Annotated in this window: 22 protein-coding genes; 10 read left to right on the forward strand and 12 right to left on the reverse strand. The window is 41.2% G+C overall.

Annotated elements, in window-relative coordinates:
- Positions 1-81: 81 nt before the first annotated feature.
- Positions 82-417 carry a rubredoxin gene (locus tag RMZ41_RS20335; protein WP_322639868.1) on the reverse strand — a complete coding sequence of 112 codons (336 nt, stop codon included), beginning with the start codon at positions 415-417 and terminating at the stop codon, positions 82-84.
- Between the two features lie 325 nt (positions 418-742).
- On the opposite strand from RMZ41_RS20335, the gene ndhC reads away from it, so the two are divergent.
- From ndhC to RMZ41_RS20355, 4 genes are all read left to right on the forward strand, one after another.
- A complete protein-coding gene (gene ndhC, locus RMZ41_RS20340; protein ID WP_073644368.1) occupies positions 743-1,105 on the forward strand; it encodes a photosynthetic/respiratory NAD(P)H-quinone oxidoreductase subunit C in 363 nt (120 codons plus the stop codon).
- A complete protein-coding gene (gene ndhK, locus RMZ41_RS20345) occupies positions 1,096-1,833 on the forward strand; it encodes a photosynthetic/respiratory NAD(P)H-quinone oxidoreductase subunit K (RefSeq protein WP_322639869.1) in 738 nt (245 codons plus the stop codon). Before ndhC ends, ndhK begins: the two co-directional genes overlap by 10 nt.
- Complete coding sequence (locus RMZ41_RS20350; RefSeq protein ID WP_322639870.1) at positions 1,826-2,356, forward strand: NAD(P)H-quinone oxidoreductase subunit J; 531 nt, start codon at positions 1,826-1,828, stop codon at positions 2,354-2,356. The genes ndhK and RMZ41_RS20350 overlap by 8 nt, the downstream gene beginning before the upstream one ends.
- A 541-nt stretch (positions 2,357-2,897) precedes the next feature.
- Positions 2,898-3,158, forward strand: coding sequence for a hypothetical protein (locus tag RMZ41_RS20355; RefSeq protein WP_322639871.1), 261 nt, complete (start codon positions 2,898-2,900; stop codon positions 3,156-3,158).
- A 97-nt stretch (positions 3,159-3,255) separates the two neighbouring features.
- Here RMZ41_RS20355 and RMZ41_RS20360 read toward each other — a convergent pair whose 3' ends face one another.
- Positions 3,256-3,444 (reverse strand): hypothetical protein, encoded by a 189-nt coding sequence (locus RMZ41_RS20360; RefSeq protein WP_322639872.1) that lies wholly within the window; start codon positions 3,442-3,444, stop codon positions 3,256-3,258.
- Positions 3,445-3,751: 307 nt separating this feature from the next.
- On the opposite strand from RMZ41_RS20360, the gene RMZ41_RS20365 reads away from it, so the two are divergent.
- Positions 3,752-6,103 carry a filamentous hemagglutinin N-terminal domain-containing protein gene (locus tag RMZ41_RS20365; RefSeq protein ID WP_322639873.1) on the forward strand — a complete coding sequence of 784 codons (2,352 nt, stop codon included), beginning with the start codon at positions 3,752-3,754 and terminating at the stop codon, positions 6,101-6,103.
- Positions 6,104-6,355: 252 nt separating this feature from the next.
- Here the strand turns inward: RMZ41_RS20365 and RMZ41_RS20370 are convergent, their stop codons facing one another.
- Positions 6,356-7,387 carry a hypothetical protein gene (locus RMZ41_RS20370; RefSeq protein WP_322639874.1) on the reverse strand — a complete coding sequence of 344 codons (1,032 nt, stop codon included), beginning with the start codon at positions 7,385-7,387 and terminating at the stop codon, positions 6,356-6,358.
- A gap of 163 nt (positions 7,388-7,550) precedes the next feature.
- Between RMZ41_RS20370 and moaA the strand changes: the two genes are divergently transcribed.
- Positions 7,551-8,537: a GTP 3',8-cyclase MoaA gene (gene moaA, locus RMZ41_RS20375; RefSeq protein WP_322639875.1), complete on the forward strand. Its 987-nt coding sequence runs from the start codon at positions 7,551-7,553 to the stop codon at positions 8,535-8,537.
- 447 nt (positions 8,538-8,984) lie between these two features.
- Positions 8,985-9,479 (forward strand): quercetin 2,3-dioxygenase, encoded by a 495-nt coding sequence (locus RMZ41_RS20380; protein ID WP_322639876.1) that lies wholly within the window; start codon positions 8,985-8,987, stop codon positions 9,477-9,479.
- A gap of 368 nt (positions 9,480-9,847) precedes the next feature.
- Here RMZ41_RS20380 and rpsD read toward each other — a convergent pair whose 3' ends face one another.
- On the reverse strand, positions 9,848-10,456 hold the full coding sequence (rpsD, locus tag RMZ41_RS20385; protein WP_069071263.1) for a 30S ribosomal protein S4: 609 nt from the start codon (positions 10,454-10,456) through the stop codon (positions 9,848-9,850).
- A gap of 468 nt (positions 10,457-10,924) precedes the next feature.
- On the opposite strand from rpsD, the gene RMZ41_RS20390 reads away from it, so the two are divergent.
- Positions 10,925-11,572: a hypothetical protein gene (locus RMZ41_RS20390; protein WP_322639877.1), complete on the forward strand. Its 648-nt coding sequence runs from the start codon at positions 10,925-10,927 to the stop codon at positions 11,570-11,572.
- Between the two features lie 341 nt (positions 11,573-11,913).
- Here the strand turns inward: RMZ41_RS20390 and hetR are convergent, their stop codons facing one another.
- The 5 genes from hetR to RMZ41_RS20415 form a co-directional block, all read right to left on the reverse strand.
- Positions 11,914-12,813, reverse strand: coding sequence for a heterocyst differentiation master regulator HetR (gene hetR / locus RMZ41_RS20395; protein ID WP_322639878.1), 900 nt, complete (start codon positions 12,811-12,813; stop codon positions 11,914-11,916).
- 2,163 nt (positions 12,814-14,976) lie between these two features.
- Complete coding sequence (locus tag RMZ41_RS20400; protein WP_322639879.1) at positions 14,977-15,099, reverse strand: hypothetical protein; 123 nt, start codon at positions 15,097-15,099, stop codon at positions 14,977-14,979.
- A complete protein-coding gene (locus RMZ41_RS20405) occupies positions 15,100-17,514 on the reverse strand; it encodes an EamA family transporter (RefSeq protein ID WP_322639880.1) in 2,415 nt (804 codons plus the stop codon).
- A 689-nt stretch (positions 17,515-18,203) separates the two neighbouring features.
- The gene (locus tag RMZ41_RS20410) at positions 18,204-19,493 is read right to left on the reverse strand and encodes an inorganic phosphate transporter (protein WP_322639881.1); all 1,290 of its coding nucleotides are present in this window, start codon (positions 19,491-19,493) and stop codon (positions 18,204-18,206) included.
- Positions 19,494-19,577: 84 nt separating this feature from the next.
- The gene (locus RMZ41_RS20415; RefSeq protein WP_322639911.1) at positions 19,578-20,624 is read right to left on the reverse strand and encodes a zinc-dependent dehydrogenase; all 1,047 of its coding nucleotides are present in this window, start codon (positions 20,622-20,624) and stop codon (positions 19,578-19,580) included.
- 188 nt (positions 20,625-20,812) lie between these two features.
- On the opposite strand from RMZ41_RS20415, the gene RMZ41_RS20420 reads away from it, so the two are divergent.
- Entirely contained in the window at positions 20,813-21,307 is a 495-nt protein-coding gene (locus tag RMZ41_RS20420; RefSeq protein WP_322639882.1) for an N-acetyltransferase family protein, read from the forward strand.
- Between the two features lie 452 nt (positions 21,308-21,759).
- On the opposite strand, the gene RMZ41_RS20425 is transcribed toward RMZ41_RS20420, so the two are convergent.
- From RMZ41_RS20425 to dacB, 3 genes are all read right to left on the reverse strand, one after another.
- Positions 21,760-22,332 carry a TerD family protein gene (locus RMZ41_RS20425; protein ID WP_322639883.1) on the reverse strand — a complete coding sequence of 191 codons (573 nt, stop codon included), beginning with the start codon at positions 22,330-22,332 and terminating at the stop codon, positions 21,760-21,762.
- Between the two features lie 70 nt (positions 22,333-22,402).
- Positions 22,403-23,005 (reverse strand): TerD family protein, encoded by a 603-nt coding sequence (locus tag RMZ41_RS20430; RefSeq protein ID WP_322639884.1) that lies wholly within the window; start codon positions 23,003-23,005, stop codon positions 22,403-22,405.
- A 350-nt stretch (positions 23,006-23,355) separates the two neighbouring features.
- Positions 23,356-24,825: a D-alanyl-D-alanine carboxypeptidase/D-alanyl-D-alanine-endopeptidase gene (dacB, locus tag RMZ41_RS20435; protein WP_322639885.1), complete on the reverse strand. Its 1,470-nt coding sequence runs from the start codon at positions 24,823-24,825 to the stop codon at positions 23,356-23,358.
- Positions 24,826-25,038: 213 nt separating this feature from the next.
- Here dacB and RMZ41_RS20440 point away from each other — a divergent pair, with 213 nt between their 5' ends.
- Complete coding sequence (locus RMZ41_RS20440; protein ID WP_322639912.1) at positions 25,039-25,647, forward strand: hypothetical protein; 609 nt, start codon at positions 25,039-25,041, stop codon at positions 25,645-25,647.
- Positions 25,648-25,753: the final 106 nt, after the last annotated feature.

A 25,753-nucleotide genomic window follows, 5' to 3' on the forward strand; every position in this document is an offset into this window, starting at 1 on the left:
ATAGGCGCTCTACGGAACTGGTAAAACTACTTATGTAACTTTAGTTACACAGCAAACTCCCCGTTTCGGAAATGACGGCTGTCACTGTAAGCCGTAGAGACTGATAAAAAACAAGAAGCCAAGGGCCAAAGCGCCAAAAATTAAGATATTCTTTTGGGTTGGCGTTAGGTTATTGACACCCAAACCGTAACCGAGATTTTCTTTGAAGCCGGATGCAGTACCCGCCGGCCCAATGTTGGCAAAAGCGGTTTTCTTAGCACTACAAACTGGACAACGCCAATTTGTGGGCAGTTCTGCAAAGAGTGTCCCTGAAGGAATATCATGCTTGTCGTCTCCCTTCTCAGGTTCGTAAACATAACCGCAGGCGCGACACTCGTAGCGGTCTAACACCGGAGTCTCAACATCTGGTTCGTTCATGGCTAGGGCCTCGCAGAGGAGAAATCTTAAATATACGTTAAAAATTATGACATAATTGTTAGGCTTTTCTATCACTATCAAAAGCTAATTAAATACTTGAAGTGTATCTGTTTCCCAGATTTCAGAAAAACCAAACAGATATAATGTAAAAGAAAGTTACGCACTTAAGGGATTGGGCATGGGGTATGGGGCATAGGGCATTGGGCATTGAGGCAGGAGGGAGATAAAACTCATAACTCCTAACTCCTAACTCCTAACTCCTAACTCCTAACTCATAACTCATAACTCCCTACTTAAAATACTCCATAAGCGGTAGATACTCATTGTGTTTGTCCTCAGCGGTTACGAGTACCTTCTAGGCTTCTTCATAGTCTGTAGCCTAGTTCCTGCCTTAGCGCTCTCAGCTTCCAAGCTCCTACGACCCAGTGGTTACAGCCCAGAACGTCGCACTACTTATGAATCTGGCATGGAACCCATCGGGGGAGCCTGGATTCAGTTCAATATCCGCTACTACATGTTTGCTCTAGTCTTCGTCGTCTTTGATGTGGAGACTGTATTCTTGTATCCTTGGGCGGTAGCTTTCCACCGTTTAGGGCTATTAGCATTTATTGAAGCCCTAGTCTTTATTGCAATTCTTGTAGTCGCTTTAGTTTACGCATGGCGTAAAGGAGCTTTGGAATGGTCTTGAATTCTAATTTAACAACTCAGGACAAAGAGCGAATCATCAACCCTATTGAGCGGACTACAATCACTCAAGACCTTTCAGAAAACGTCATTTTGACGACGGTTGATGACCTCTACGACTGGGCGCGGCTTTCTAGTCTGTGGCCGTTGCTATTTGGTACTGCTTGCTGCTTTATTGAGTTTGCAGCTTTAATTGGCTCCCGATTTGACTTTGACCGTTTTGGGCTAATTCCCCGTTCTAGCCCCCGCCAAGCCGATTTAATTATTACGGCAGGGACTATTACGATGAAGATGGCTCCCCAACTGGTGCGTCTTTATGAACAAATGCCAGAGCCGAAATATGTAATTGCGATGGGAGCTTGCACAATTACTGGCGGGATGTTCAGCGTTGATTCCCCTACAGCAGTGCGCGGAGTCGATAAACTGATTCCTGTGGATGTGTATTTGCCTGGTTGTCCTCCCCGTCCCGAAGCAATTATCGACGCAATAATTAAACTGCGGAAGAAAATCTCCAATGAATCGATGCAAGAGCGGGGTAAGATTAAGCAAACCCACCGCTACTACAGCACGACTCATAATTTGAAGCCAGTAGAGGAAATTTTAACTGGTAAGTATTTGCAGTCAGATACTCGTTCTGCACCACCGAAGGAATTAGCAGAAGCGATCGGTATGCCAATACCACCCGCACTACTGACAGCAAAGGCACAAAAGGAGGAACAAACTCGTGGCTGAAGAAGAATCTAAACCAGTACCAGCAGCGAAAGAAGAGTCATTGGTACAAGCGGGTAAAGTTTCCCAGTGGTTGACGGAAAACGGCTTTGACCATGAGTTTTTAGCCCCAGATAAAAACGGTATAGAGATAATTAAGGTGGCGGCAGATTTCTTGCTTCCTACTGCTACAGCCCTTTACGCTTATGGGTTTAATTATCTCCAGTGTCAAGGTGGTGTTGACCTTGGCCCAGGACAAGAATTGGTGAGTATGTATCACTTGATTAAAGTGGGTGATAATAGCGATCGCCCTGAAGAAGTCCGGGTTAAGGTCTTCTTACCACGGGAAAGTCCTGTAGTGCCTTCTGTGTACTGGATTTGGAAAGCCGCAGATTGGCAAGAGCGCGAATCTTACGATATGTACGGCATTATCTACGAAGGACACCCAAATCTCAAACGGCTTTTGATGCCGGAAGATTGGGTAGGTTGGCCTTTGCGGAAGGATTACATCTCGCCTGATTTCTACGAGTTGCAAGACGCTTATTAAAGAGTGCTGAATAGAGACGCGATTCATCGCGTCTGTACAATATAGTGCTTGCTGAGTTTCTAGCAGTGATTAACCCCTTTCCGGTGGCGGAGAGGGGTAGTTTTTTTATGCAAGGCGGGAGCGGAGCGCGATCGCTACTAAAAATGCTGATTCACCATAGCCTTCATAAAAGTCATTGATCGCTCCACCCCTTGTATTCATTCACTTCAGATCATCTGTAGGTGTGTTGGTGTAACCCACTGCGTAGCATCTCGTAGAGAAAGTATCGTTCTTCGTCACGTTACTAGGCAGATTCATCAATGCTTTAAAGAAATCCGGCAGAAATATATGAAGTTTTGTTACACAATACGTAATTATTACTAGGCAAGCTGAAGTCTTAATTATCGGAGTTCACAAAAGCTTTATAAACATAATACTTTTGTGTCACTCTAGACTCTGTATTTTTGATTGGCTCGTTAGCAAACTGTACTAATCGAAGTCTAATTTAGTCCACCACAAAATAAGTTCACACAGTTATCAATCTACAAGGAGAGTAAAGCTCATGAATTCTCAAACATTACAGCAGTTACAAGACGAAATTAAAAATGAATTAAGTCAGAGCCTCAAGAATGCTAACTTCGATGCATTGTTAGAAAAATATGGTATATCAGGAGAAAAAGTTCTGAAACTTGAGTGCAGTATTGACCTAAGTCAAATACAAATAAATGATCCGACAAACTCTAGTAATATAAATTCACTAATTCCAGGTAATCATATTGTGAAATTAGATTGCGACTGGTGTGCTTGTTGTGGTTGTTGTTAATCTGCCTTAAATTTATATAAATTCTGGTAAAAAACAAAACACTTATTACTGACTTCGATGTAGCCTACTCAATATTTTCGCTAAATATTGTACTCATTTATGGCTTACTCAAAGCTACAAGCGGTAGGGGCAATTCATGAATTGCCTCTACTAGAAAATGAAAAACTCCATCCCCTTGTGGGTGGAGTTTTTGGGCATGGGGCATGGAGAATTGCCACTTGCGCGATGGAGATTTCCCGCCGCTTTCAATAAAGGTTTGGGCGATTTTTTGCGTAAGTCCTGTCATTGTATATAGCGTTTTCCAGTCTGGTGAGATACAAGAACCCCACCCCCAACCCCCTCGCCGCAAGCAAGGAGGGGGCTATGATATACCTCATTTGATCGGGAAAAGCTATATTCTGTTTTTCCACAACATATTAGGAACACAATAATTTTGTGTTCCTAATATTATTGTATCCAAATAGGAAAACTATAGGGTTTGGTAAAGAACTAAACGCAGATTACCGATTTCAATGTACTCTACTTAATATTAAGTACAGCACAGCCCATTGTTCAGTAACTGATAGTTTTTTAGAGGGATGCAATATCAAGTTATGATTAATATTTCACTCTGGTTCCAATGGCTAAGGATTGCAATATTTGTTGCGATCGGTTTCTCGACAAATTGTGCTATTGCTCAAGTCAGCCCGGATGGAACTTTACCTACTAATGTAAAAACACAAGGTAATACCACAACTATTGAAGGTGGAACTCAAGCAGGAAGAAATTTGTTCCACAGTTTTAAAGAGTTTTCTGTACGTGATGGAACTACGGCTGAGTTTAATAATACTAATGGTGTCCAGAACATTATTAGTCGCGTAACAGGGAACTCTGTCTCTAATATTGAAGGTATCATTAAAGCCAAATACACAGCTAACTTGTTTCTGATTAATCCTAATGGCATTGTTTTTGGGCCTAATGCTTCTTTACAAATCGGTGGTTCATTTATAGCAAGTACGGCAAGTAGTCTGAACTTTGCCGATGGTATCAAGTTTAGTGCTACAGATACCGAAACTAAACCCCTACTGACAGTAAGTGTTCCCATTGGTTTACAATTCGGAGCAACTCCGGCTTTCATCCGTAATCAATCCCAAGCAAATAATTCAGATGGCAAAACAAAAAATATCTTCAACCAACCAGTTGGTCTACAAGTGAAGCCAGGTAAAACCTTGGCATTAGTAGGCGGTGATATCACACTGGAGGGTGGAAATTTAACTGCTAGTTCAGGGCGAATAGAGCTAGGAAGTGTTGCTAGCAATAGTCTAGTCAGCTTGAAGCAAAACGATCAAAATTGGATGTTGGGATATGAAGGTGTCCAGAATTTCCAGAACATTCGATTGAACCTGCGAAATTCTCAGATTCCATCTCAGGTAGATGCTAGCGGTGAAAGTGGTGGTAGTATCCAGCTATGGGGAAATTCAGTGGAACTCACTGGTTCTCTTGTACGCTTAATAAGTCAGACTACAGGTAACACACAAGGTCAAGACATAAATATTACTAGTAGCAAGTTTATTGTTTCCAATGGCGCACAAGTGCTGACTTCTACTATAGGCACAGGTAAAGGGGGGAATTTAACCGTAAACGCCTCTGAGTCTGTGGACTTGATTGGTAGTTCCATTTCCCCAATCGCTAATCGTCGTCTAGCTAGTTCATTAGCAAGTTCAACTTTTGGTAAAGGAGATGCAGGTGACGTTACGATCAAAACCACGAGGTTTCGTATCCAAGATGGGGCGCAAATATCAGCAGAATCTAGTGGAATACGTGTTCCTCCTGAAAATCTTTTGTATCAACCAGCCAAAGGAAACGGAGGAAATATAACTGTTATTGCTGCTGAATCAGTAGAGATAACAGGAAATTCAGCTAATCCTTCTTTGGTAAGCCAATTGGTAGCTTCGACTAGGGGTTCCGGATCTGCGGGAAATTTGAATATCACAACGGGGCAATTAATTATTCGTAATGGCAACATCACTGTAAGCAGTGAAGCTCGAAAAGATGCAAATTACCAAGGAGGTGTACCCGTTTTAGGAAAAGCAGGTGAACTCAATATAATTACTCACTCTATCCTGCTCGACGATGGAGAAATCACATCTAATAGTGAGTCAGGTAAGGGCGGGAATATTGGGCTACAGGTACGGAACTTATTACTGATGCGCCGCAATAGTCAAATCTCTACTAATGCAGGAGCTAATGGAGATGGCGGTAAAATCACCATCTATGCACCAAAGGGCTTCCTTGTCGCTACTCCCTTGGGAAATAACGATATCACTGCCAACGCCAACTTTGGCTCAGGTGGTAAAATTTTAATCACTGCTAAGACCATCTTTGGTTTTGTGCCGCGTACCCGTACAGACCTAGAGAGACTGTTGAACACTAAAGACCCAGATCAACTAAAACCAAGCAAGCTTCAAACCAGCGATATCACGGCATTTTCTCAGCAAAACCCTTCATTAAATGGCACTGTACAAATCAACTCACCAGATGCCGACCCTAGTAAAGGATTAGTGGAATTGCCCGTAAATCTGGTTGATGCTTCCCAACAAATTGCTGCTGGTTGTGGTTCTGGTTCAAAAATAGCTAAGAGTTCATTTATTATGACTGGACGTGGAGGATTAATAGCCGATCCCACGCAGCCATTGATAGCTGATGATGTAGTGCTAGCAGATTGGATTGCGCTAGAGCCAGAGATTAAAAATCGTGCTAGCGGCATTCAGAAAAGAGCGGTTGTTCAGGTGCAGCGAAATACAGAAAAATCACAGAAAGTCGATTCTGTCAATGAACCTACTCAAATTGTGGAAGCCCAAGGGTGGGTTATGGATGCTAATGGTAACGTAGTTCTAGTTGCCCAAGTACCTACCGCATCGCCTCATAACTCCTTGGTTGCCGCTACATCTTGCGCTGCTCATTAAAATTTGAAATTCAGTTAAACAGTCTGGGAATTAACGTTCAATTCCCAGAAATTTGCAGTAATTGCGATCGCCCACAAGTGTAATGTTTAAAACCCACAAAGGTGGGTTTTGTTTGTCTAGACACAGTTTGTAACCACCCTTTTGTAGCAATGGACTGGGAACTGGGGACTGGGTGAAAAGTCCTTTTGTGTCTAAGTTTCATCATCTGTTGATGTCATAACCACCAAGGCTTGTGCTATAACTTCTAATTCCCTAATTCGTTTCCTGAATTTGCAAACGTACAGTGTGTTCAGTCGTACCACTAAGTTGCAATTCCATGATTTCACCACCCAGAGGTTCCAAGCAAGTGAGGAGCGATCGCAAGTTGGGTGTACTTGCGCCGGTATCTACATATAATCTATCTGCTAAATTCCCGATCCGTTTCCAAGTCATGTAGAGTTTAGCGATCGTTTGTTCAATCTGCGATGCTTGATTTACCAAATCAGCAGCAATGCTCAAACAGCCGACTCTTTGCGCCTCTTCTAAGGCTGTTTCAATATCAACATTTTCCTGCGTCAGCGCCTGGACTTGAGCCGCCCCTTTTAGATATTTGGCCAAGTTACGCGCTTCGCTAGTTACCTGTTTCAGGGTATCCACATCAGGATTAGCGGCAATTTCCTTCTGGATAAACTTTTGGTGTGATTCTGGCAGTTTTTCCATTTCCTTCACCAGAGGGGCAATGTAGCGCGGGGGAAGGGTGTTATCTGCGGCTTTTTCTTTGACTGCTTCAGGTAATAAATCTGAGGACATGGCTGTCCATTCATCGCTGAGTTGACGTACTTCGCGCCTGGTGATGCGATCGCCTTTTTGAGCAGCTTCACTCACCATTTGTTGCACTTCTGGGACTGCTTTGGAGGTTTCAACAAATGCCCGTTTGCTGAAGTTGTTTACAGTTCCGGGGTCAAGTTTACCGTCTTCAATCAGAGTATCGGCACTATTGGCCAGTTGAATCCAGGAGTATGCTTGACTTTTGCTGATTTCCCGCTCTTTTAGCCATCGCAGAAAACCAGTACCGCGTCCGTCACCACCCACTTTTTCTCTGTCGCGGATCGCCCGTAAAATTCGCCCCCGCCAGATTTCAGTTTGCAAATCAAAGCGATCGCATACCTGCCAAGCTATCTCTAGCTGCTGTTGAAAATCTGACTCTAGAATCTGTTCATCTTCTGGATCGGGCAGTTCAAAGCTGATATCGGCTGGCTGTAGTAAAGCAGCAGCAAGGTCGTTGATGGAGTCGGTGTCTTGCACGATTGATGACTAACTAGGTGGATGCGATCGGCTTATTATGCCACAATCTGCGGACTCTCACTTAAGGGGGAGTACGGTATCTTGAGTTACAACAAATATAGTAGGAAGGAGTAAACCACTTTTGTAAAGTCTTTAATTAATCAGAGACAATAAAAATAAAACGATGAATCAGGTAGACTACCTCCGCATTAGCTTAATCGATCGCTGCAATTTTCGTTGTCAATACTGTATGCCAGAGGGAGTAGAACTGGACTATATTCTCAAGCAACAGCTATTAACTGATGAGGAACTGCTTACCTTAATTCAAGAGGTATTTATTCCAGTCGGCTTTACCCGGTTTCGTTTGACTGGTGGCGAACCCTTGTTGCGTCCGCGTGTGGTAGATTTGGTAGGTGCGATCGCAACTTTACCCCAAACTCAAGATATCTCAATGACCACCAACGGGTTTTTGCTGGCTCCGATGGCACAAAATCTCTACAATGCTGGTCTGCGGAGAATTAATATTAGTCTGGACTCTCTCGATCCCAATATTTTTGATCAAATTATCGGTAATCAGGGTCGTTCTCGTTGGCAACAAGTTTGGCAGGGGATTCAAGCTGCCCATCACGTCGGATTCGACCCCCTGAAGCTGAATGTCGTAGTGATTCCTGGGGTTAATGACCACGAAGTTCTAGATTTAGCCGCCCTGACAATTGATAAACAGTGGCACGTTCGATTTATTGAATTCATGCCTATTGGTAATGTGGATTTATTTGGCGATCGCGGTTGGGTATCTTCAGCCAATTTACGGCAACAAATCTGCGATCGCTGGGGATTGACAGAATCACAAGTTCGTGGTGCAGGCCCTGCTGATGTTTTTCAAATTCCTGGTGCGAAGGGGACACTAGGATTTATTAGTCAGATGTCGGAATGTTTTTGCGATCGTTGTAACCGGATGCGCCTGAGTGCTGATGGCTGGCTGCGTCCCTGTTTATTAAATGAAACTGGTCAAATAGATTTAAAAACTGCTTTGCGTTCTGGCACTAGCACCGCTCAATTACAAGAGCAGGTAAGTAATTTACTAGCAATCAAGCCAGAAATTAACTTTAAAGGGCGTGATTCGGGTAACAAGGGTATATACACCCGCACAATGTCGCAAATTGGCGGATAGTCATTGTTCACACTGAATCAAAGGCTAAAAATCTGTAATTTGCTGCAAAACTACAAAATCCTTGGTCAGGATAGAGTCAGTAGCATGATTAAATTACTTGACCAAAACAGAATTTGACTTTAGACAAAAGAGGTAATAGCTTTTATTTAATCTCTGCCTACTGATAGTGTTACCCTGCCATTATCCCAATATATTGTAGTGCCATTGAGTCAGCAAAGATTAAAAATAATAATTTGAGCGATGGCTACGCCAACGTCTGCGACGAACGCTTTAAATTCAACCATTTTTAGCATTAAAGGTAAGTGTCCTACTTCCTTTTCTTACCAACAATCGTAGGAAGCCCATTGAGCTTAATCACTGGACTTTTTAATCATAACTAGGCTGTGTTTTGTTGATTTGGGCAAGCAGCCCAATCTGTTTGTCATAAAACTCAGGAGATGATTGAAAATGACAATTAATTATGGAATATTATCCCAACCAGGTGAAGGTGATAGTTATTCAGTAGCAGGAGATGTATCCACCTTTAAAGCTACGAGCGAACAAACAGATGGCAAATATGCGCTGTTTGAAGTAGTACTTGCACCCCAATTAGGCCCGCCACCACATATTCATAGTAGAGAAGATGAAGCATTCTATATTCAAGAGGGTTCGATTGAGTTTTATCTTGATGAACAAACAGTTGTAGCAACTCCAGGAACATTCTTGCATTCTCCCAAAGGCCAACTCCACAGTTTTAAAAATATTGGTTCTGTACCAGCCAAAATGCTGATTTGGGCTACTCCAGGTGGAATAGAAAAGTTTTTTGCACAAGTCGGAACTAAAGTAGAAAATTCGTCAGTTCCACCATTACCCATAACTCAACAAGTCATTGACCGGATATTAGCAACTGCTCCTGAATATGGAATTACAATTGTTCTTCCTAAAGCTGATAATTCTCCATGAAATTGTGGCTTTGATTCAATACCGAAAGTAACTGGATATGTGGTAGCAATATGCTTGGGTTAAGCATCTCTTTTTCTCTCTGCGCCTTGGCGGTAGCCTGCGGCAAGCCAATGCAGCGTCTACGTTAAAAAATTGACTTTGGTAACAGAGTTTTAGCCTTAATCCAAGTTTATTGTATTTAGCAGGACAAGAAGGAAAAATTCTTCAATTAAATTAATACTTCTGGCAATATTTCCAGAAGTATTGTTGAAATAAATTTAATATTAATTATTCTTAATTAAAAAAAGTGTGAGCAGAGGTTTCGTTTCTTCTGCTCACACTTTGGGACTTGCCCTTTGCAAATAACTAAGAACAAATGACAATGACTATTAAGCTTGTCGTGAGTAGTATTCCACCACAAGTAGTTCGTTAACTTGTAGTGCCACCCATTCGCGCTCAATAACGCTGTTGACTTTACCAACCAACTTATTTTTGTCAAACTCCAAATGACTGGGGAGGTTTGCCAAACCGGGATATTGCAAGTTAGCTTCCACCAACTTCCGTGATTGTGCCCGATCTCTGACTGCAATTGTTTCACCAGGACGGCATTGATAGCTGGCAATATTTACCACACGACCGTTAACAGTTACGTGACCGTGATTTACCAGTTGACGAGCCGCTGGGATAGTCGGGGCTATACCTAAGCGGAAAACGGTATTATCCAAGCGCATTTCTAGCAATTGCAGTAGCACTTGTCCGGTAGAACCAGTAACACGTCTGGCTTTCCGCACATAGCGGAGTAATTGTTTTTCAGTCAAACCGTAGTTGAAGCGGAGCTTTTGCTTTTCTTCTAAACGGATGGCATATTCAGAGCGTTTCTTACGGTTCTGACCATGCTGACCAGGTGGGTAAGCGCGTCTAGCGCTTTTACGAGTTAATCCTGGTAGGTCGCCTAAGCGACGGACAATTCTGAGGCGGGGCCCTCTATATCGGGACATGAGTTTCCTTAATCTAATCCTGTTTAAACTTTACCGAAACATTCCATTTTGACACTCCCCTAATTTTTAATCAGGGGATTCTTGGTTTTTTGAAGCTGCTTACCGAGGTAAGACGTATCTCACCAAGGTAGACGCATCGATTTTTGCGCCAGTTGCTTTTAATCGGTAAACCGACAAACTAGCCTCCAAGCCTGAATTCCGACCTGTCACGCCGTACTCCTGCCCATAAGTTTTTTGTGTTTATTTAGTTTCGTAGGCTACTCAATCATCAGATTGGTTTACGCAGTATTCTTACTCTGAAATACTTTTTACGTCTGCCTACTTATCTTTCAAACAGTTATATTAACACAATTTCCGGCATAATTAATTATGTCTATACCTTGCTCACGTTGAATTTATTGAATTACAGAGGATTTTTAAAATATTTGAGTTAGCATAACCTTGGGTGTTTGGAGAATGGCAATATCAATGAGCAATAAAGCGGTTAATAGAGGTCAGAACAAACAAGCCAGTTCCACCTCCAGGAGTTTCATAGTCCCAGTTTTGGCTATAGCTGGATTGTTGAGTGCGATCTTACCCAATACAGCGATCGCTGCTACATACAACAACGATTATAGTGTCTGTGCAGGTCGTCTCCTACAAGCGGGCGTAACGGCAGAAGCCGCATCACAAGGTTGTGCAGCAGCACTGCGTCCAAGGGATTTGGCTGCTTGTGTGGTTAAAATTGGAAAGCAAACCCAAATTACGGCGACAGATGCGCTTTCTTCTTGTGGGAGGGCCCGCCGTCCTGAAGAGTTAGCTACCTGTGTAGTTGGCGTGAGCTTAAGTACTAAGGAAGAATCTAATCCAGCAGTTTTAAATTACTGTGGACGTAGTTTGCTACCCGTGCGCTTTGGGCAGTGTGTGGTTGGCTTGCGTAGTCAAATCGATGTTTCCCCTCTTCAAGCATTAGATACTTGTATCAGTGCTGATGATAGTGTTATCGGTGCTTCATCTTTAACATCGCCGAGCGTAATTCCTGCGGGATCAATTCCAAGTAACGAGACTATACCATTTCCAACGCAACCGACTATTCCAGTACAACCGACTATTCCAGCGCAACCCGGCGCTAATTAAATTACAGTGCTTTGTAATTGACTGAGAATATAGGTTAATTAGTAGGGTAGGTGTTTCAATGCCACCCTACTATAATCTCAGCAAATTGTTGCTGTTCTAGACTAATTTCTTGAAAATTATGAATCTGATAAGCCGTTGGCATTAATTCACAAAATATATCTATAGATAGATGTAAATTTTTAACATAATAACAATATAAAAGTCACAAAACTGCTTGTGACTTTTATACTACTAATACAGTATTACAATGTACGTATACCAATCATCCCCCTACTATTAAGCAAGGGACAAGAGCGGTGAAAAGTTTATAAAGTAAGCTTTTTGAGTTTTGCGTAGTGCTACTAGTCTTTTCTTTCACCAAAAACCGTCTGTAAAACCACTGCAATACCACCGTCTTGATGATATTTATCTGCCCAAGCACGGATAACTTCATCCAATTCTTCCATAGCTTGCTCCATTTTTTCTGGGAGAATATCAAGTTCTTCCAGTAAGCGCATGGCATTTCGCCGCCGTTCTGCCCAATTTTTCATCATGCGGAAGTACCGAGCAGTATCTTCTACCATGATGTAGGTACGTTCTTGATCGTCTGCTGGAGCATAAAAAGGACGAGTAAGTGCGTAGAAAGGCATTCCCCAAGGAGAATCAATGCGCGTTACCGTTCCTGAGTAAAGTAAACGGCGCTTGATATGCTCGCCCAAAGCTTCACTCAAAGGCATTTGGTGTTCGGCTGGTAAGTCTTCTTGCGATCGCCTGTGCAAAAACTCAATCAAATCCAGAAACTCAAAAGAGCTAACTAACTGGGCATCAGGTAAGTTACTTGGCAGTTTCTGCTCAATTTGTCTTTTTTCATCACTTGTCAGACTCGTACCAGGAACGCGCGATCGCCCCGGTTGCCAAGGATACTTTTCTAGCCAAACGTAAGGCAATTGAATTAAATAGCGAGGTTCTTGAGAACCCAACATTTTTAACAGTTTGCCTTCTGTTAGCGCCTGTCTGACTTCTTCTACAATAATTTTTACCCGTTTTGGCTCTAGGTGATGCAAATGCCCTGTCATTCGCAGGTTTTGCCCCTGCTCTAGATAGGTCATGTAAATTGCACACTTTGCTGCTGTTGCGGCTGCGTCTAAAAATGCCCCATGCCTATGCCCACTCGTCCGCATGGCACTAAAAGCCAGATAAAGCATGATCTGATCCATCGCACTGGGGTCAAGACGTTTGATCAGATCTATGTCGTTACTCATATTACAGACAATTGAATAGCACGTTTACAAAGTTTTTAATCGAGTGAGAAGAGGTAGTATACACCTGGCTAAAGGCGGTTTTTTCACTTCAGATTATATTAGTATGCGATAACCATAAAATTGGTGGTAGCCCAAACTACCATTTTCGCATATTTTCTAGTACACAGGCAGATTTAGTCGTTGTTACAATAACTGTCTCTGCATCTGAACTGAAAAATTACATATATTACCAAGTCAATCTTGACGGCGGTTTACTTCCTAAAAGTTAACTGTGTTGCAAATAATCTACAAAGCTTTTAACTTCTCTAGGATTATTCTCATCTTTCAAGAGCAACAACGTCAAACTGCTTATACCTAATTATGGCACTATGCCTACTTGGAGGAAAAACTAGTTTGCGTGGTTCATCTGGGGTATTTGTTACTCAAAAAAGATGATTTTTATTCAGCTTTTGTGAATTATTTGTAGTACACAGGTGGCTAAGATGTTCGGGAGTAATCTCAAAAAAAACCGCCTACCAGGTGTAGCAACATTAAGAGCTTGAGCCACACGGATCGTTGTGAACTATCATTTTGCTCACAACCTCCTGTGATGTCTCGGCAGTACAAGCCGTTGGCTTGAGGGAAGATCGTAGACATCAAGTAGAGCAGTTAATTCCAATTTCAAAGTACCTATTCTTATTTCAAATATCGCTTTTTATCATACCATTAATTTCTACTTTGGGAAGGAAATTATGTATTTTAAAGTTTATAAAGGATGACTATTTAAATATTTTATATTCTCAATAAATCAAGGTTTGATGATATTTCTATTTCGACTCTTAAACTAAGTCTTATTTATCTTTTTGTGTTGGCAATTTGACACAGAAAGCTGCGATTGATTCCGTCTGAATCGCATAGCCATCATGCTTTGTTGCTCGTGCCAATCAACGAGAAATTAGTTAATCGGCATATATATAATAAAACATATTTGATTACATCTGATGATTATTTAGAGATTGTTTTTCAATGAAATTATATTTTTTTCATGAAAAAATTTTAAAATTTCATGATTTAACTAATTCATCGCTGGCTTGAAAGTATATTTTGACATCGCTGTTTTATAGTCTTAAGAGACTGGAACTGCGTAGATAGTGTGTTACTAAAAAAAGACGAGAATCCGCAGCAGGCTACGATATAAGCTTCTTTCTCTAAGCATTTGGGCGATACCTACGGTGGGCTACGCCTACGCAGACTAAGTTGACTAGTACACAAAGGCATTAATAAAGATATCATCTCGCTAACCTCAAAAACATAGAAATGGGGGATTTGGGATTTTGCATTACTCACAGGGGTTTTGGTAGCATAAAGGTAATAGTTGTTTTGCAGGCGGCGTTGCATAAATGCATGTACTGGAAAAAACGGGTTACTCTCAACCCTTCTAGTACTTCTTCATCTCCTAGTTTCAAAATATGATGCAATGGTCTTAACTCCTTGCAAATATCCTCTTTGAGCAAATACTTGCGCTCAATTGCTTGAGTCAGTACTACTCGTACTGCTTATATATACGTGTTTTCCCTATCTGTATCAGGCTAAATCCCTAAAAATATATTACAAGGCAAGTTATTCTGATTACTATTTGCTCAATGAGAGTGGTTCTCAATTGCATAGAACTCCTCGTACTTGTATAGCAAGGGACTGGGGGCTGGGGACTGGGTGAAAAGTCTTTTTGTGTCTAAGTTTCATCATCTGTTGATGTCTTAACCACCAAGACTTGTGCTATGGCTTTTGGGAGTAAGATTCAAAGCTTTTTTTCTAAAAGGTTACGGTATACACAGAATTTTTGCCGCACCTATATCTTTAATTAATAAATCTTTGCGTTTCTATCCTGCCTTGGATAGAAGGATGCAGCAGAAGCAAATTAATCGGGGATTCAACCTTTACCTTCTCTGCGGGATGCTAGGCGAAGGTTAAAGTGTAAACGAGCGATCGCTATATCAATAGGACTTACGCAAACAAGAACCAAAGCCCTGATTTTCTTCTTAGAGAAATTCATGTAGACGCAAAGCGGCTTCTTGCAGAGTATTCCCTCTACCGTGTATAGTTGCGTAAGTCCTAATTAAGTCTGATCTGCACCCATACCATAGTCTTAAATTATCCGTGAAAATTTAAGATCCCCGAATTATTTTATAATTCGGGGATCTTTGATTTAAATAAATTCCAAGTAGGCGGATTAGTGTCAGGATTGATGCCGAGAGTGATAGGAGGTAAATTAGCACCCACTACACCTAAACTGATTGAACTCGCCATTTAATTCGTGTTACTGGAGGGTTTAGCCTGATTTCGCATTGTTTCCAGACTGAAAGCAGCTGCACCAAAGGTTACTAATAACACTCCCATAATTTGTACAATATCTAAATTTTCTTGAATGATTAACCCAGCGAAAATCACTGTTAAAACTGGGATGCTACCACCGATAATTGCCGATCGCGAAGCTCCTAGTTTACTAATACCAACATTGTTTAGCAAATAGCCCGCAAGAGTCAGCACACCCAAGATAAATGCGCTTAAAACCAGTTCTAGCATCTTAGAGGGGTCAAAAACTATCAAGTTCCAATTGCTTGGTAAAGGTAGCATCAAGCAAATAAAGCTCAACAGTAACATGGTAGCGAAGTTAATTAAAGTAAAAGTCACAGGATGCAGTTTGCTAGCACATACCCGTGTGAGAATTATATAGGCAGCAAAAGCTACGCCTGAAAGAATGGCGGTGCTGCTTCCTAATGAAGGATTACCCATACTAGTGCTGGGAGAACCTCCTAAAACCAACAATTCACCACAGCAGATAGCAGCGATCGCAGCGAAGCGGAAAGTAGTAGGGCGATCGCGGAACAGAAACCACGAGAGTAGTCCACTAACCATCGGGTAGATAAAGAATAGTGCGATCGCCATTCCAGTTGTGACTTGAGCGATCGCAATGTAGATTAGCACCTGAGACAAAAACAAAAAGCAGCCACTCACAACCGACAATAGCAAAATCCGCTTGGTAGCTTTATTAGTAGCTGTGGGATTTCCTCGCACTGAAGCAGCCAAATTTTCTAAGTCTTGCCATAGTGTCGGATGCAATATGGGAGATAACAATACCATCAGTGGTACTACTACCATGAACCGGAGCGTCAAAATTAACAGAGTATTACCCAAAGTCGGTGGTAATAAGCGTTCTACATCTACTACTCCAAAAATTTGGGAACCTTCATGAAAAATTACCTTGATGGCTATGTTGTAAAGCGACGAGATCACTGCTGATGAGACAATCAACAAGAAACCTATTTGCAGCTGGGATGAGCCGGAGGAGTTATGCGATCGCGATTCTGAGGTTTTTGCTTCCGGCTGCGGCTCTAATGCAGTCGAAGGTGGTGATTTCGGTTTGTTTTGCGACAGCCTGCGGATAACCGCAGTTGGTTCAGCAGCGTTTCTTCTGCGTAAAGGTTGAGGTTGTATTACTTCTGGCTGTGGCACAGATACAATAGGAGGCTCTGATGTCGTTTCGCTTTCTGACAAATCCTTATTAAGGACAGAAATCGGTTCAGCAGCGTTTTCCTTTGGTAATACAGGAAGCTCTGATGTTGTTTCCTTTTCCGACAAGTTTTTGCTAGGCAAAGAAATCGGGTTAACGGCGCTTTCTCTAACAACGGGAGATTCTGATGTTGTTTCCCTTTCTGACAAGTCTTTACTAGGAACAGAAATTGGGTTAGCGGCGCTTTCTGTAACAATAGGAGGCTCTGATGCCGTTTCCCTTAACAAGTCTTTATTGAGAACATAAAACGGGTTAGCGGCGCTTTCTCTAACAATGGGAGGCTCTGGCTCTGACTCTAATGCCGTTTCTCTTTCTGACAAGTCGTTATTGGGGACAGAAATCGAGTTTGTGGCGCTTTCTCTGACAACGGGAGGCTCTGATATTTCTCGTTCTAAAAATTGATTAGCGATCGGAGAAATTGGCTCAGGGGAATTTCTTACCACTTCGCCAAACGGCTGCGGGGATGTCTCAAAAGAACTGTTTTTTTCTGGTTCAGTAAACTGTAAAACAGTAGGTGTACCAGATGTTGCTGGTTTGCGTGAAGCTTCTTCTATAGTTTTTTCTAGTTCTCCATGCAGGCGGTTAACAAACTCCGCCAAAATCGTTTCCCCTTGCTGCTGCTGGCTATACATCCGTGACAACTGTTGGGAAAGATTACTTTGATAGTTTTTTAGCTCCTGCTGTAGCGAGTTAAAAGTAACAGTAACGGTATCATCCAAGCTGTCAAACATGTGTTCGACTTTTTCATTAATTTCACCCACGACATTGCTGTTTACTTCAGCAGACTTTAGCGCAGCTTGTTCGTAAGACTTACCCTCTAAGGTTTGGTTAGCTAAAGTTGCCAGAGAGGATTGCAGTTGTGAAGATATATGTTTTGCTAGAACTTCTGCCAGTTGCCGAATTAAGACTTGTTGCTCAGTAATTTGGCGCACTTGTTGTAAATGCTCTTTTTCCTCTACCAAGCTTTGAATCTCATCGGATAACCGATTTTTTTCTGACTGAAGCCGCTTTACGTCTTCCTGCAATGCCCTAAGAACATTCTGCTGAAGATTTTCTAAGTCTTCAACTACAGCCCAAAGAGCATTTTCTGCTGCTCTAGATAGCTCACCTCTGACTCTAGGGTTTTCTGGTTGCTTCTCGAATCGCCCCATTAGCTTCTAACCTCTAACATCTTGACGATAAAGCTGCTTCCTGTACGCTTTATTGGCGCTCATCCTAATTTCCTGTATTTTGTCAGATAAATTAAAAATTTTAACAGCACTTCCGCATTTCAACGTAATTCTGTCATACTGAACACAACTTGGCAAAGCATCAAATCTGCCCTACTGCTTAATAAGTGGTATTTTTTTCAGCATTGATTAAGTATTTAGCCATTCAATTTTGGACTCCGGTTTCCCTCAGTCGAACGATTTCGGATTATCGGTATGGCTGTAACTACCTTGAAATGACACCTTTTTTTGTTTTTGATCGGTTTAATGTACATCAATTATTTGCCAATGAGATTTTTACTTTTAAATAAATCTCACTCCAAATAATAAATATTTGTTGTTTTACTACCAATAGTAATTGTCAAAGACTTGTAGATACGTAGGCGCAGAATTGTTTGGCTTGCGAAACTGACTGTAAATTTATGTGGAATGTAACTTGTGTGACAGTTTATCTCTCTAAATGGAGATTAAAGTATCCTTCTGTGGAAATTAAAAGTTACGCTATCCCCTGCACACATTCTAATGAATGAGCAGCAATTGTGCAAAAACAAGCTTTTTTGCTGTTGTTACACTCTAGGTTCTACTTTGAGTAGATGCAGGAGACAGAAAAATTAGGAAAATATTAATAATTCTTAGTGGAATAAGATTCGGGCGATGCTAAAGATGGCAGCGCTAAGTAAAGCACTCACGGGGATTGTAATTAGCCATGCGGCGGCAATGCCTTTTAATGTTTGGAACTTTATCGACTTGATATTTTGCACTAGTCCAATACCAACTACACCGCCGACGAGAGCGTGAGAAGTGGAGACTGGTAAACCTAACCGGGAGGCGATGAGGATGGTGGTAGCAGTAGCAAGTTCGGCACAAAATCCACTACTAGGTTGCAAGGCAATAATATTTTCGCCAATAGTAGCGATGACTTTTTTACCCCAAACAGCTAAACCACCGACAATACCAGCACCGCCAAGGATTAAAATCCAAATGGGGATGGTGATGCCATCTGTAGGTACGCTCCCAGTGCGATTGATGTAAACGATCGCAGCTAAAGGAGCGATCGCATTACCCACATCATTAGAACCGTGAGCAAAGGCGACGAAGCAAGCACTTAGTAGTTGAAATCTTCCGAATAATCTTTCTACGGGATTAGGGATTGGGGACTGGGGACTGGGGATTGGGGATTGGGTAGGCTTTTCTGTTTTTCCCAAATCTTCTAATTGTCGCCAACTATTGATTGTGAGTCCAACTGCTGCGATCGCACCGGTTAATAGGGGGATGTCGTAAGCGGGGATCGTAAAACCAAGCTCAATGACAAAATTGGTTAGCGGTTGAGTTAGCGATGGTAATACAATTACGCCGAATATACCTAGCAGCGCAGTACTCAACCAGGGAATCCATTCTTGTAACTGGACTAATTGATTGGGTTGATCCAAAATCCAGTGTTTGATTAAACTGTAAAACAAAGCAGCGATCGCACCACTAATTAATGGCGTTAAAACCCAGCCAATACTAATCAAGCCAATTGATGACCAATCAATTGCACCTATTCCCAAAGCCACCCAACTAAATCCGGCGATCGCACCGACAACGGCATGGGAAGATGAAACTGGTAAACCCCGTGATGTGGCAATTTGTAACCACACACCACAAGAAATTAATACAGTTACCATCCCAATAATGAATATTTGGGGTGTAGCTGCGAATAAAGCGGGATTGGCAATTTTCGTTGCAAGAGTTTCTGTTACCTCATGCCCAAATAATACAGCACCCGTAAACTCTAATACCCCAGCAATTATGATCGCTTGTTTAAGAGTTACAGCTTTGGAACCGACGGAGGTTCCCATCGCATTAGCAACATCGTTTGCTCCGAGATTCCAGGCGACGTAAAAAGCTAGTAAGGCAACTGCAACTAGAGTAATAAGCATTTTGGTTGGGCTAATGGGGAAATAAGGTAAGAAGATATGAGAACGCAAAGAACAATTTCCTTGCGTCCATATATCTCCGTTATTTTATGGATAAATTAGAATTTTGTAAGTATCCGGTGTGGGTGCGATCGCAACTTCGACAGCTGCTGATAAATCTTTTAATGGATAGCGATCGCTAATCAATGCTTGCACGTCAATCTGCTGATTAAATACAATATCAGCTGAAAGACTTTGAAGCCGATAAGATGAGCTATAACTACCGATCAAGTCAATTTCTCGACGGTAGAGGATATTGGGATTAATGGGAATTTCCACCTCATCGGGGAATTCGGCGAAAAACAAGATTTTCCCCCCTTTGCGGGTACAATCAAGTGCTTGAAAGAAGGCTTTCTCACTAGGAACAGCTAGCAGGGTGACATCAACACCAAGTCCACCAGTTAAGGCATGAATTTTTGCTGTTAAATCGGGATCGCGGGCATCAAAAGCCGCCTCTGCACCGACACTCAAAGCTTTTTCAATTCTAGAGGGTAGTAAATCGGTAGCGATCGCTTTTGCTCCGAAATACTTCACTAACATGATAAACATTAACCCAATTGGCCCAGCACCAGTAACTAACACAGTTTGTCCTGGGGCAATCTGGGCTTTTTTCACGGCTTTCAAGCAGCAGTTCGTTGGTTCGACAAAACTCGCTTCTTCAAAACTGATATTATCCGGGATGGGAATTAATCCACCGTTTTCCACAATATGTTCAGGAACTTTGACATAATCGGCGAAACCACCACCACTAGCATTAAAGCCTGCGGTTGTGGAAATGTTTTTATAAACATCGCACATAGAGAAATTATCATTTAGGCAGTAAGCGCAACGCATACAGGGAATGTGGTGCATCACCGCTACCCGTTGTCCCACTTGCCAACCTTTGACATTATTGCCTAACGCTGCGATCGTGCCGGCAGTCTCATGTCCGAAAATGCGCGGCGGTTCATATAGTGGATAACGAATTTTTTTAATATCTGACTGACACAACCCCACAACCCGCACCTGTACCAGCACTTCATCTGGTTCTAGGGTTGGAACTGGGATATCTTCGTAAGACAGTTGATTAACGCCTCTAAATACCTGTGCTTTCACGTTGGTTTTTCCCTGCTCAACGATACTAGATGTAACATTAGCAGCCAACGTTAAGCTATTAGATTTGGATATTACTATCCAAGCGGCGCAACGACACACTTTTTCTAAGAGATAAGGGTGTGTTACGGCTTCCGTAAGGCTGTATTATTTTTGAATATTTTCTCAAAATTTTTTCCGAGACGCTAGCAATGACTATTCGCCATGCGACTGAAACTGACTTGCCTGCAATTGTGGCAATTTATAATTCTGCAATTCCTAGCCGCATGGCAACTGCTGATTTAGAGCCAATATCTGTGGAAAGTCGCCTTCTTTGGTTTAGGGGGCGATCGCCTTCACAACGTCCACTTTGGGTAATCGAAGTAGACGGAGTAATTGCTGGATGGCTTAGTTTCCAATCTTTTTATGGGCGGCCTGCCTATAATACGACTGCCGAAATTAGTATTTATATAGCCCCTGAATTTCATCGCTGTGGTTTGGGGCGACAACTATTAGCACAAGCAATTAGCGAAAGCCCTCGTTTGGGTTTAAATACTCTACTAGGCTTCATTTTTGCCCACAATCAGCCCAGTTTAAACCTTTTTGAAACATTTGGTTTTCAACTTTGGGGACATCTACCTAAAGTTGCTGAAATTGACAACTTTGAACGAGATTTAGTCATTATGGGACTTAGAATTATTGATTGACATTCCTACAGATTAAAATTTTGGGAGTGTCAATGATTGCATTTAGAAAGATTAAATTTGCCACCTTTGCTTATGCTTAATTCGATTTCCATTTTATATACATCTTAAGTAAGTGGGTAAAATTAAATATAAAACCTTACCCTCAATCCCTCTCTTTACTAAAGAGATGGATTGAGGGTGAGGTTTGATCTTAATATTTAATTACACCTACCTACTTATAAATTTACTTTTGTTAATTAATTTATACCAAAAAGGAGGTGTCAATAATGAATACCTCCTTTTTATAGGATCACTATTTGATTTTTGAACAAAAAAAGTATTGTAGAGTGTGTTAGAACGGAGTTGGTAACGCACTATTCTCACGGATTTGATGCCGTACTCTCCGCGCTCACATCCTACGGATATTTTCTCCAAATCAAAGCGGATTCCTATATTACCTTTCGAGATAGCTACTAAGCAGCATATCGGTCTACAAAACTTTGAAGCCCTGATTTATAACCAGCCCCAACAGCTTGGAATCTCCATTCCCCATCTTTTCGATAAAGCTTACCAAATTCAATTGCAGTTTCTGTAGAAGCTTCTTCATCTAATTCATACTTAGCAATTTGTTTTTCTGTGGCGTTGTCATAAATTCTAATAAATGAGTTTCTGACTTGTCCAAAGTTTTGCTTTCTTTGCTCTGCTTCATGTATAGTTACCACAAAAACTATTTCTTGAATTGCAGCATCAACTTTGCTCAAATCAATTTGAATTGTTTCATCATCTCCAAGCCCTTCTCCGGTTCTGCTATCTCCTTCATGTTTTACAGAACCATCTGGTGATTGTGAGTTGTTATAGAATACAAAGTATTTTTCATTAGGAATTTTACCGTTAGCACCTAACATAAATATAGAAGCATCGAGGTCAAAAACTGTACCTGTATCTGTAGCATTGATATCCCATCCTAAACCAATTCCAGCATTTTTCAAGCTTGGTGCTTCTTTTGAAAGATTAATTCTTTCGCCTTTGCTTAAGTTAATTGACATGATGACTTCCGATTTTTACAAAATGAATTTTATGCAAAGTTGTTAGTGAGTTAAGTAGCTCAACAAGTAGTTAAGCATAGACTTTCATAAGTCCCTCTAAACCATTAACCTTAATGCCGTTACCAATAGCTGCCATTTTCCACTCATTATTGTGATTGTAAATTTCAGCCAAGACCATCCCAGTCATTCCTTTGTATTCCAAACCAGATAAATTATATTTGGCAATTTCTTGATTATTCGATATATTAACCAGACGTACAAAGGCATTTTTTACCTGTACAAATTCTTGTTTACGAGCTATACAGTCGTAAATGTTAACTGTAAAAACTAGTTTGACAATATCTTTTGGTAGTCGATCTAAATCTACAATAATCTGCTCATCATCACCTGTTCCTGCACCTGTAAGATTATCGCCTAAATGGGTAATAGCTCCTGATTTGTGGGATAAGTTTCTAAAGTAAATAACATTAGCTATATCTGTTATTTTGTCATTTTTATCTAAACAGATTACAGAAGCATCCAGGTCACAGTCTTGAGAATTACCGAAAACGCCAAAAAAACCGCCACCAGAAGGCTTTGCTATATCCCAGCCTAGCCCACACATCAGTTTTTTTAGTCCAGGAGCTTCTTTAGAAAGTGAGATATGTTGCCCTTTTTGTACGTTGATTCCCATGTGATTATTGTGAAGATATTCAGATTTCTAATATTTATTGAAGGCACGTCATAATTTGTTATGCGCTCTATCGTAGTCATCTTTAAAAAGCACTGTAACCAGTAAAAATACGTAAACTAACAAACTATAGTATTTGTGCCACATATTTTTTGTGGATAGTACTGATATAATTGTCTTCATAAAGCAGACTGCAACTGCGTTAAACTATTGAACATTATTCTTTTTGTGTTAATGTCCAAGTGATAGCTCGGAGTCTAGAGCCTTTTTGTCAATAAGTTATGGCAAAACCTGCGATCGCTTTAATTATTCACCAGATTAGAGACACAAAATTTTGCATCTCTAAGCATTTATTAGCAACGCTGCAACTGCGTTAGCAAAACAACAACTTCATCAATTGCTTGCCGCACAATCGTTGCAGGTTGCTCCGATTGATTCACAATAATACTAAAAACTAACGGCTCATATTTAGGCGCATTTATATATCCAGACAGAGAAACTACACCCGTTAATGTACCTGTTTTTGCTTGCACAATGCCTTCAGCAGATGTGTTTTGAAAGCGCCCTTTCAAAGTTCCACTTTTACCTGCCACAGGTAGAGATGCACGATATATATATGCTGTTGGTGTTCTTGCCATTCCTCGCAAGGTTTGTACAAAAACTTCTGGTGTCACTAAATTACGACGTGATAAACCCGAACCATCTACTAAAACATAATTTGCTGGATCGACTCCTAATTTAGTTAAATTCGTTTTTACAACTTCTAAACCTACATCAGCGCTAGTTTTAGTTTTCACTCTGGGTTTTTGCCCAGCTAATGCTCTTAACAGTGCTTCTGCATAAAGATTATTGCTATTCTGAAGAGTTTCCATTAATAAGTCAGACAAAGGTGGCGAATCTACAAATGCTATTTCCTGTTGATTGACACCACCACTTGCTACTAATGTTTGCCCCAATGAAATGTTTTCTGTTGCCAAAGTAGCACGGAAGCGCCGTAAGAAATAATAACTAGGATCAACTACAGGCAAATCTATTAAAGACGGTTCAGAATTTGTTGTTAGTTGTCCTTGAATTTGTAATACTGTTCCTGATAATTCGCGGGTAACGTTGACGTAAGTTGGTTGATTTTGGGCAACGGTTACTGACTGATTAATTGTCCGCCATTGTTTCGCTTCACCAGGATCAATCCACACCACTTGTAAGGATTTACCTACAGCTTGCGGTACAAGTTTTAAGCTAAAAATATTTTGATTTAGAATAAAGCTGCTGACTGGTGCGCCATAATCTGACTGCACATCTTCCCATTGCCAAGTGGGGTTAACAATATCGCCTTGAATATAACTATCATCAGCTATTAATCTCTGAATTTGAGTAATACCTTTCTGTTTTAGCTGCTGTGCTAATGTTTGCAGTTGAGTATCACTTAAACTAGGATCTCCCCTACCGACAACACGTAAAACACCATTGCCATTCTGATAAATAGAGGTGCGAATCCGAAAATTAGCACCTAATTGCTGCAATGCAGCTGCTGTTGTCAGTAATTTCAGGTTAGAGGCGGGAATAAAATATTTCTGAGCATCTCGACTATAAAGAGTTGATCCTGTTGACAGGGGTTGTACCAAAATTCCCCAGCGCACCCGACTAAATAAAGGACGATTGATGACAGCATCTATAGCTGTTCCCAATTGGGTAGAGCAAATTGATTTTGTAGTGGCTGTTGGCGCGACTTGGGTTTGTGCTTTGGCAATAGAACTAAATCCTATCTGGCTAGTAAAAAATATTAACAAAACACCTAGTGGTTGATTGAAAGTCTTAAGTTTCACCAATTCTCCCCATCCCAAAGATAGATATTTTTGCCTTGCCTACAACTTCTTTCCGGAGAGAGAAGACTTGGCTCAGTAAAGTTACTTAACTAGTATAGGGAAGATGTTCACATGTTTCATACGTGGGCAATCGCACAAACATAATTTATGGGACTACAAAATAGAAACGTAAGTCAACCTGTACATACAGAAATACGGAATCGAGGCAACGGTGTGAGTACATTTTTATCTGGTGTAGCTGTATTACTATCTACTTTGGCTTTGGGATGTAGCGGCTATGTAGCTTATGAAGTTTTTACGTTACGGCAGACACTAAATGCTACTAATCCAGTTAGTAACACCATTCCGACTCAAGTGCCAAGTCCTACAGCTACAACTTCTCCCCAAGCAATCCAAGCAACGGCCTCACCATCTCCAACTAGTCCTGCAACTTCAGCAATTAGCCCTGGTCAATTTGTGCAGCCTGCTTTTGGCAAAAAGGCAGAAGTTGAGTTACTTTCAGCAAAGCGAATTAAAGATCCGGAAACTGGAAACCGTGATGTGGTAAATCTGCAAATGCGTATTCGTCGCCTTGCCACAGACGGAGTTGTTGGTAGCGATATTATATCGGTTGCTAGTACAACAGCCCGCAATCCTGAGACTAGCGTAACCTACAAAGGAGTTGCTCTTAATCGCTCAACAGGAACCGTTTCTTTGTTTCAAGTACGTCCACAAGCCTCCGCAGATGCTTATATCTGGCTAAGAGTTCCCGATGGTATCAATAGTTTGGACATTTTTGTGCCAGATACAGCTGCATTTAAAAATGTACCAATTTCTAACTAGTACTCTATCGGTTTAATTTTGATAATGTGTAAGATTCCCAACTTCTTCATAAAGTTGGGAATCTGAATAACTCAAACAAAATTATTTCATACTCTCAATTAGTAAC

The organism is Nostoc sp. DedVER02, assembly GCF_034530675.2.
Taxonomy (GTDB): domain Bacteria; phylum Cyanobacteriota; class Cyanobacteriia; order Cyanobacteriales; family Nostocaceae; genus Nostoc.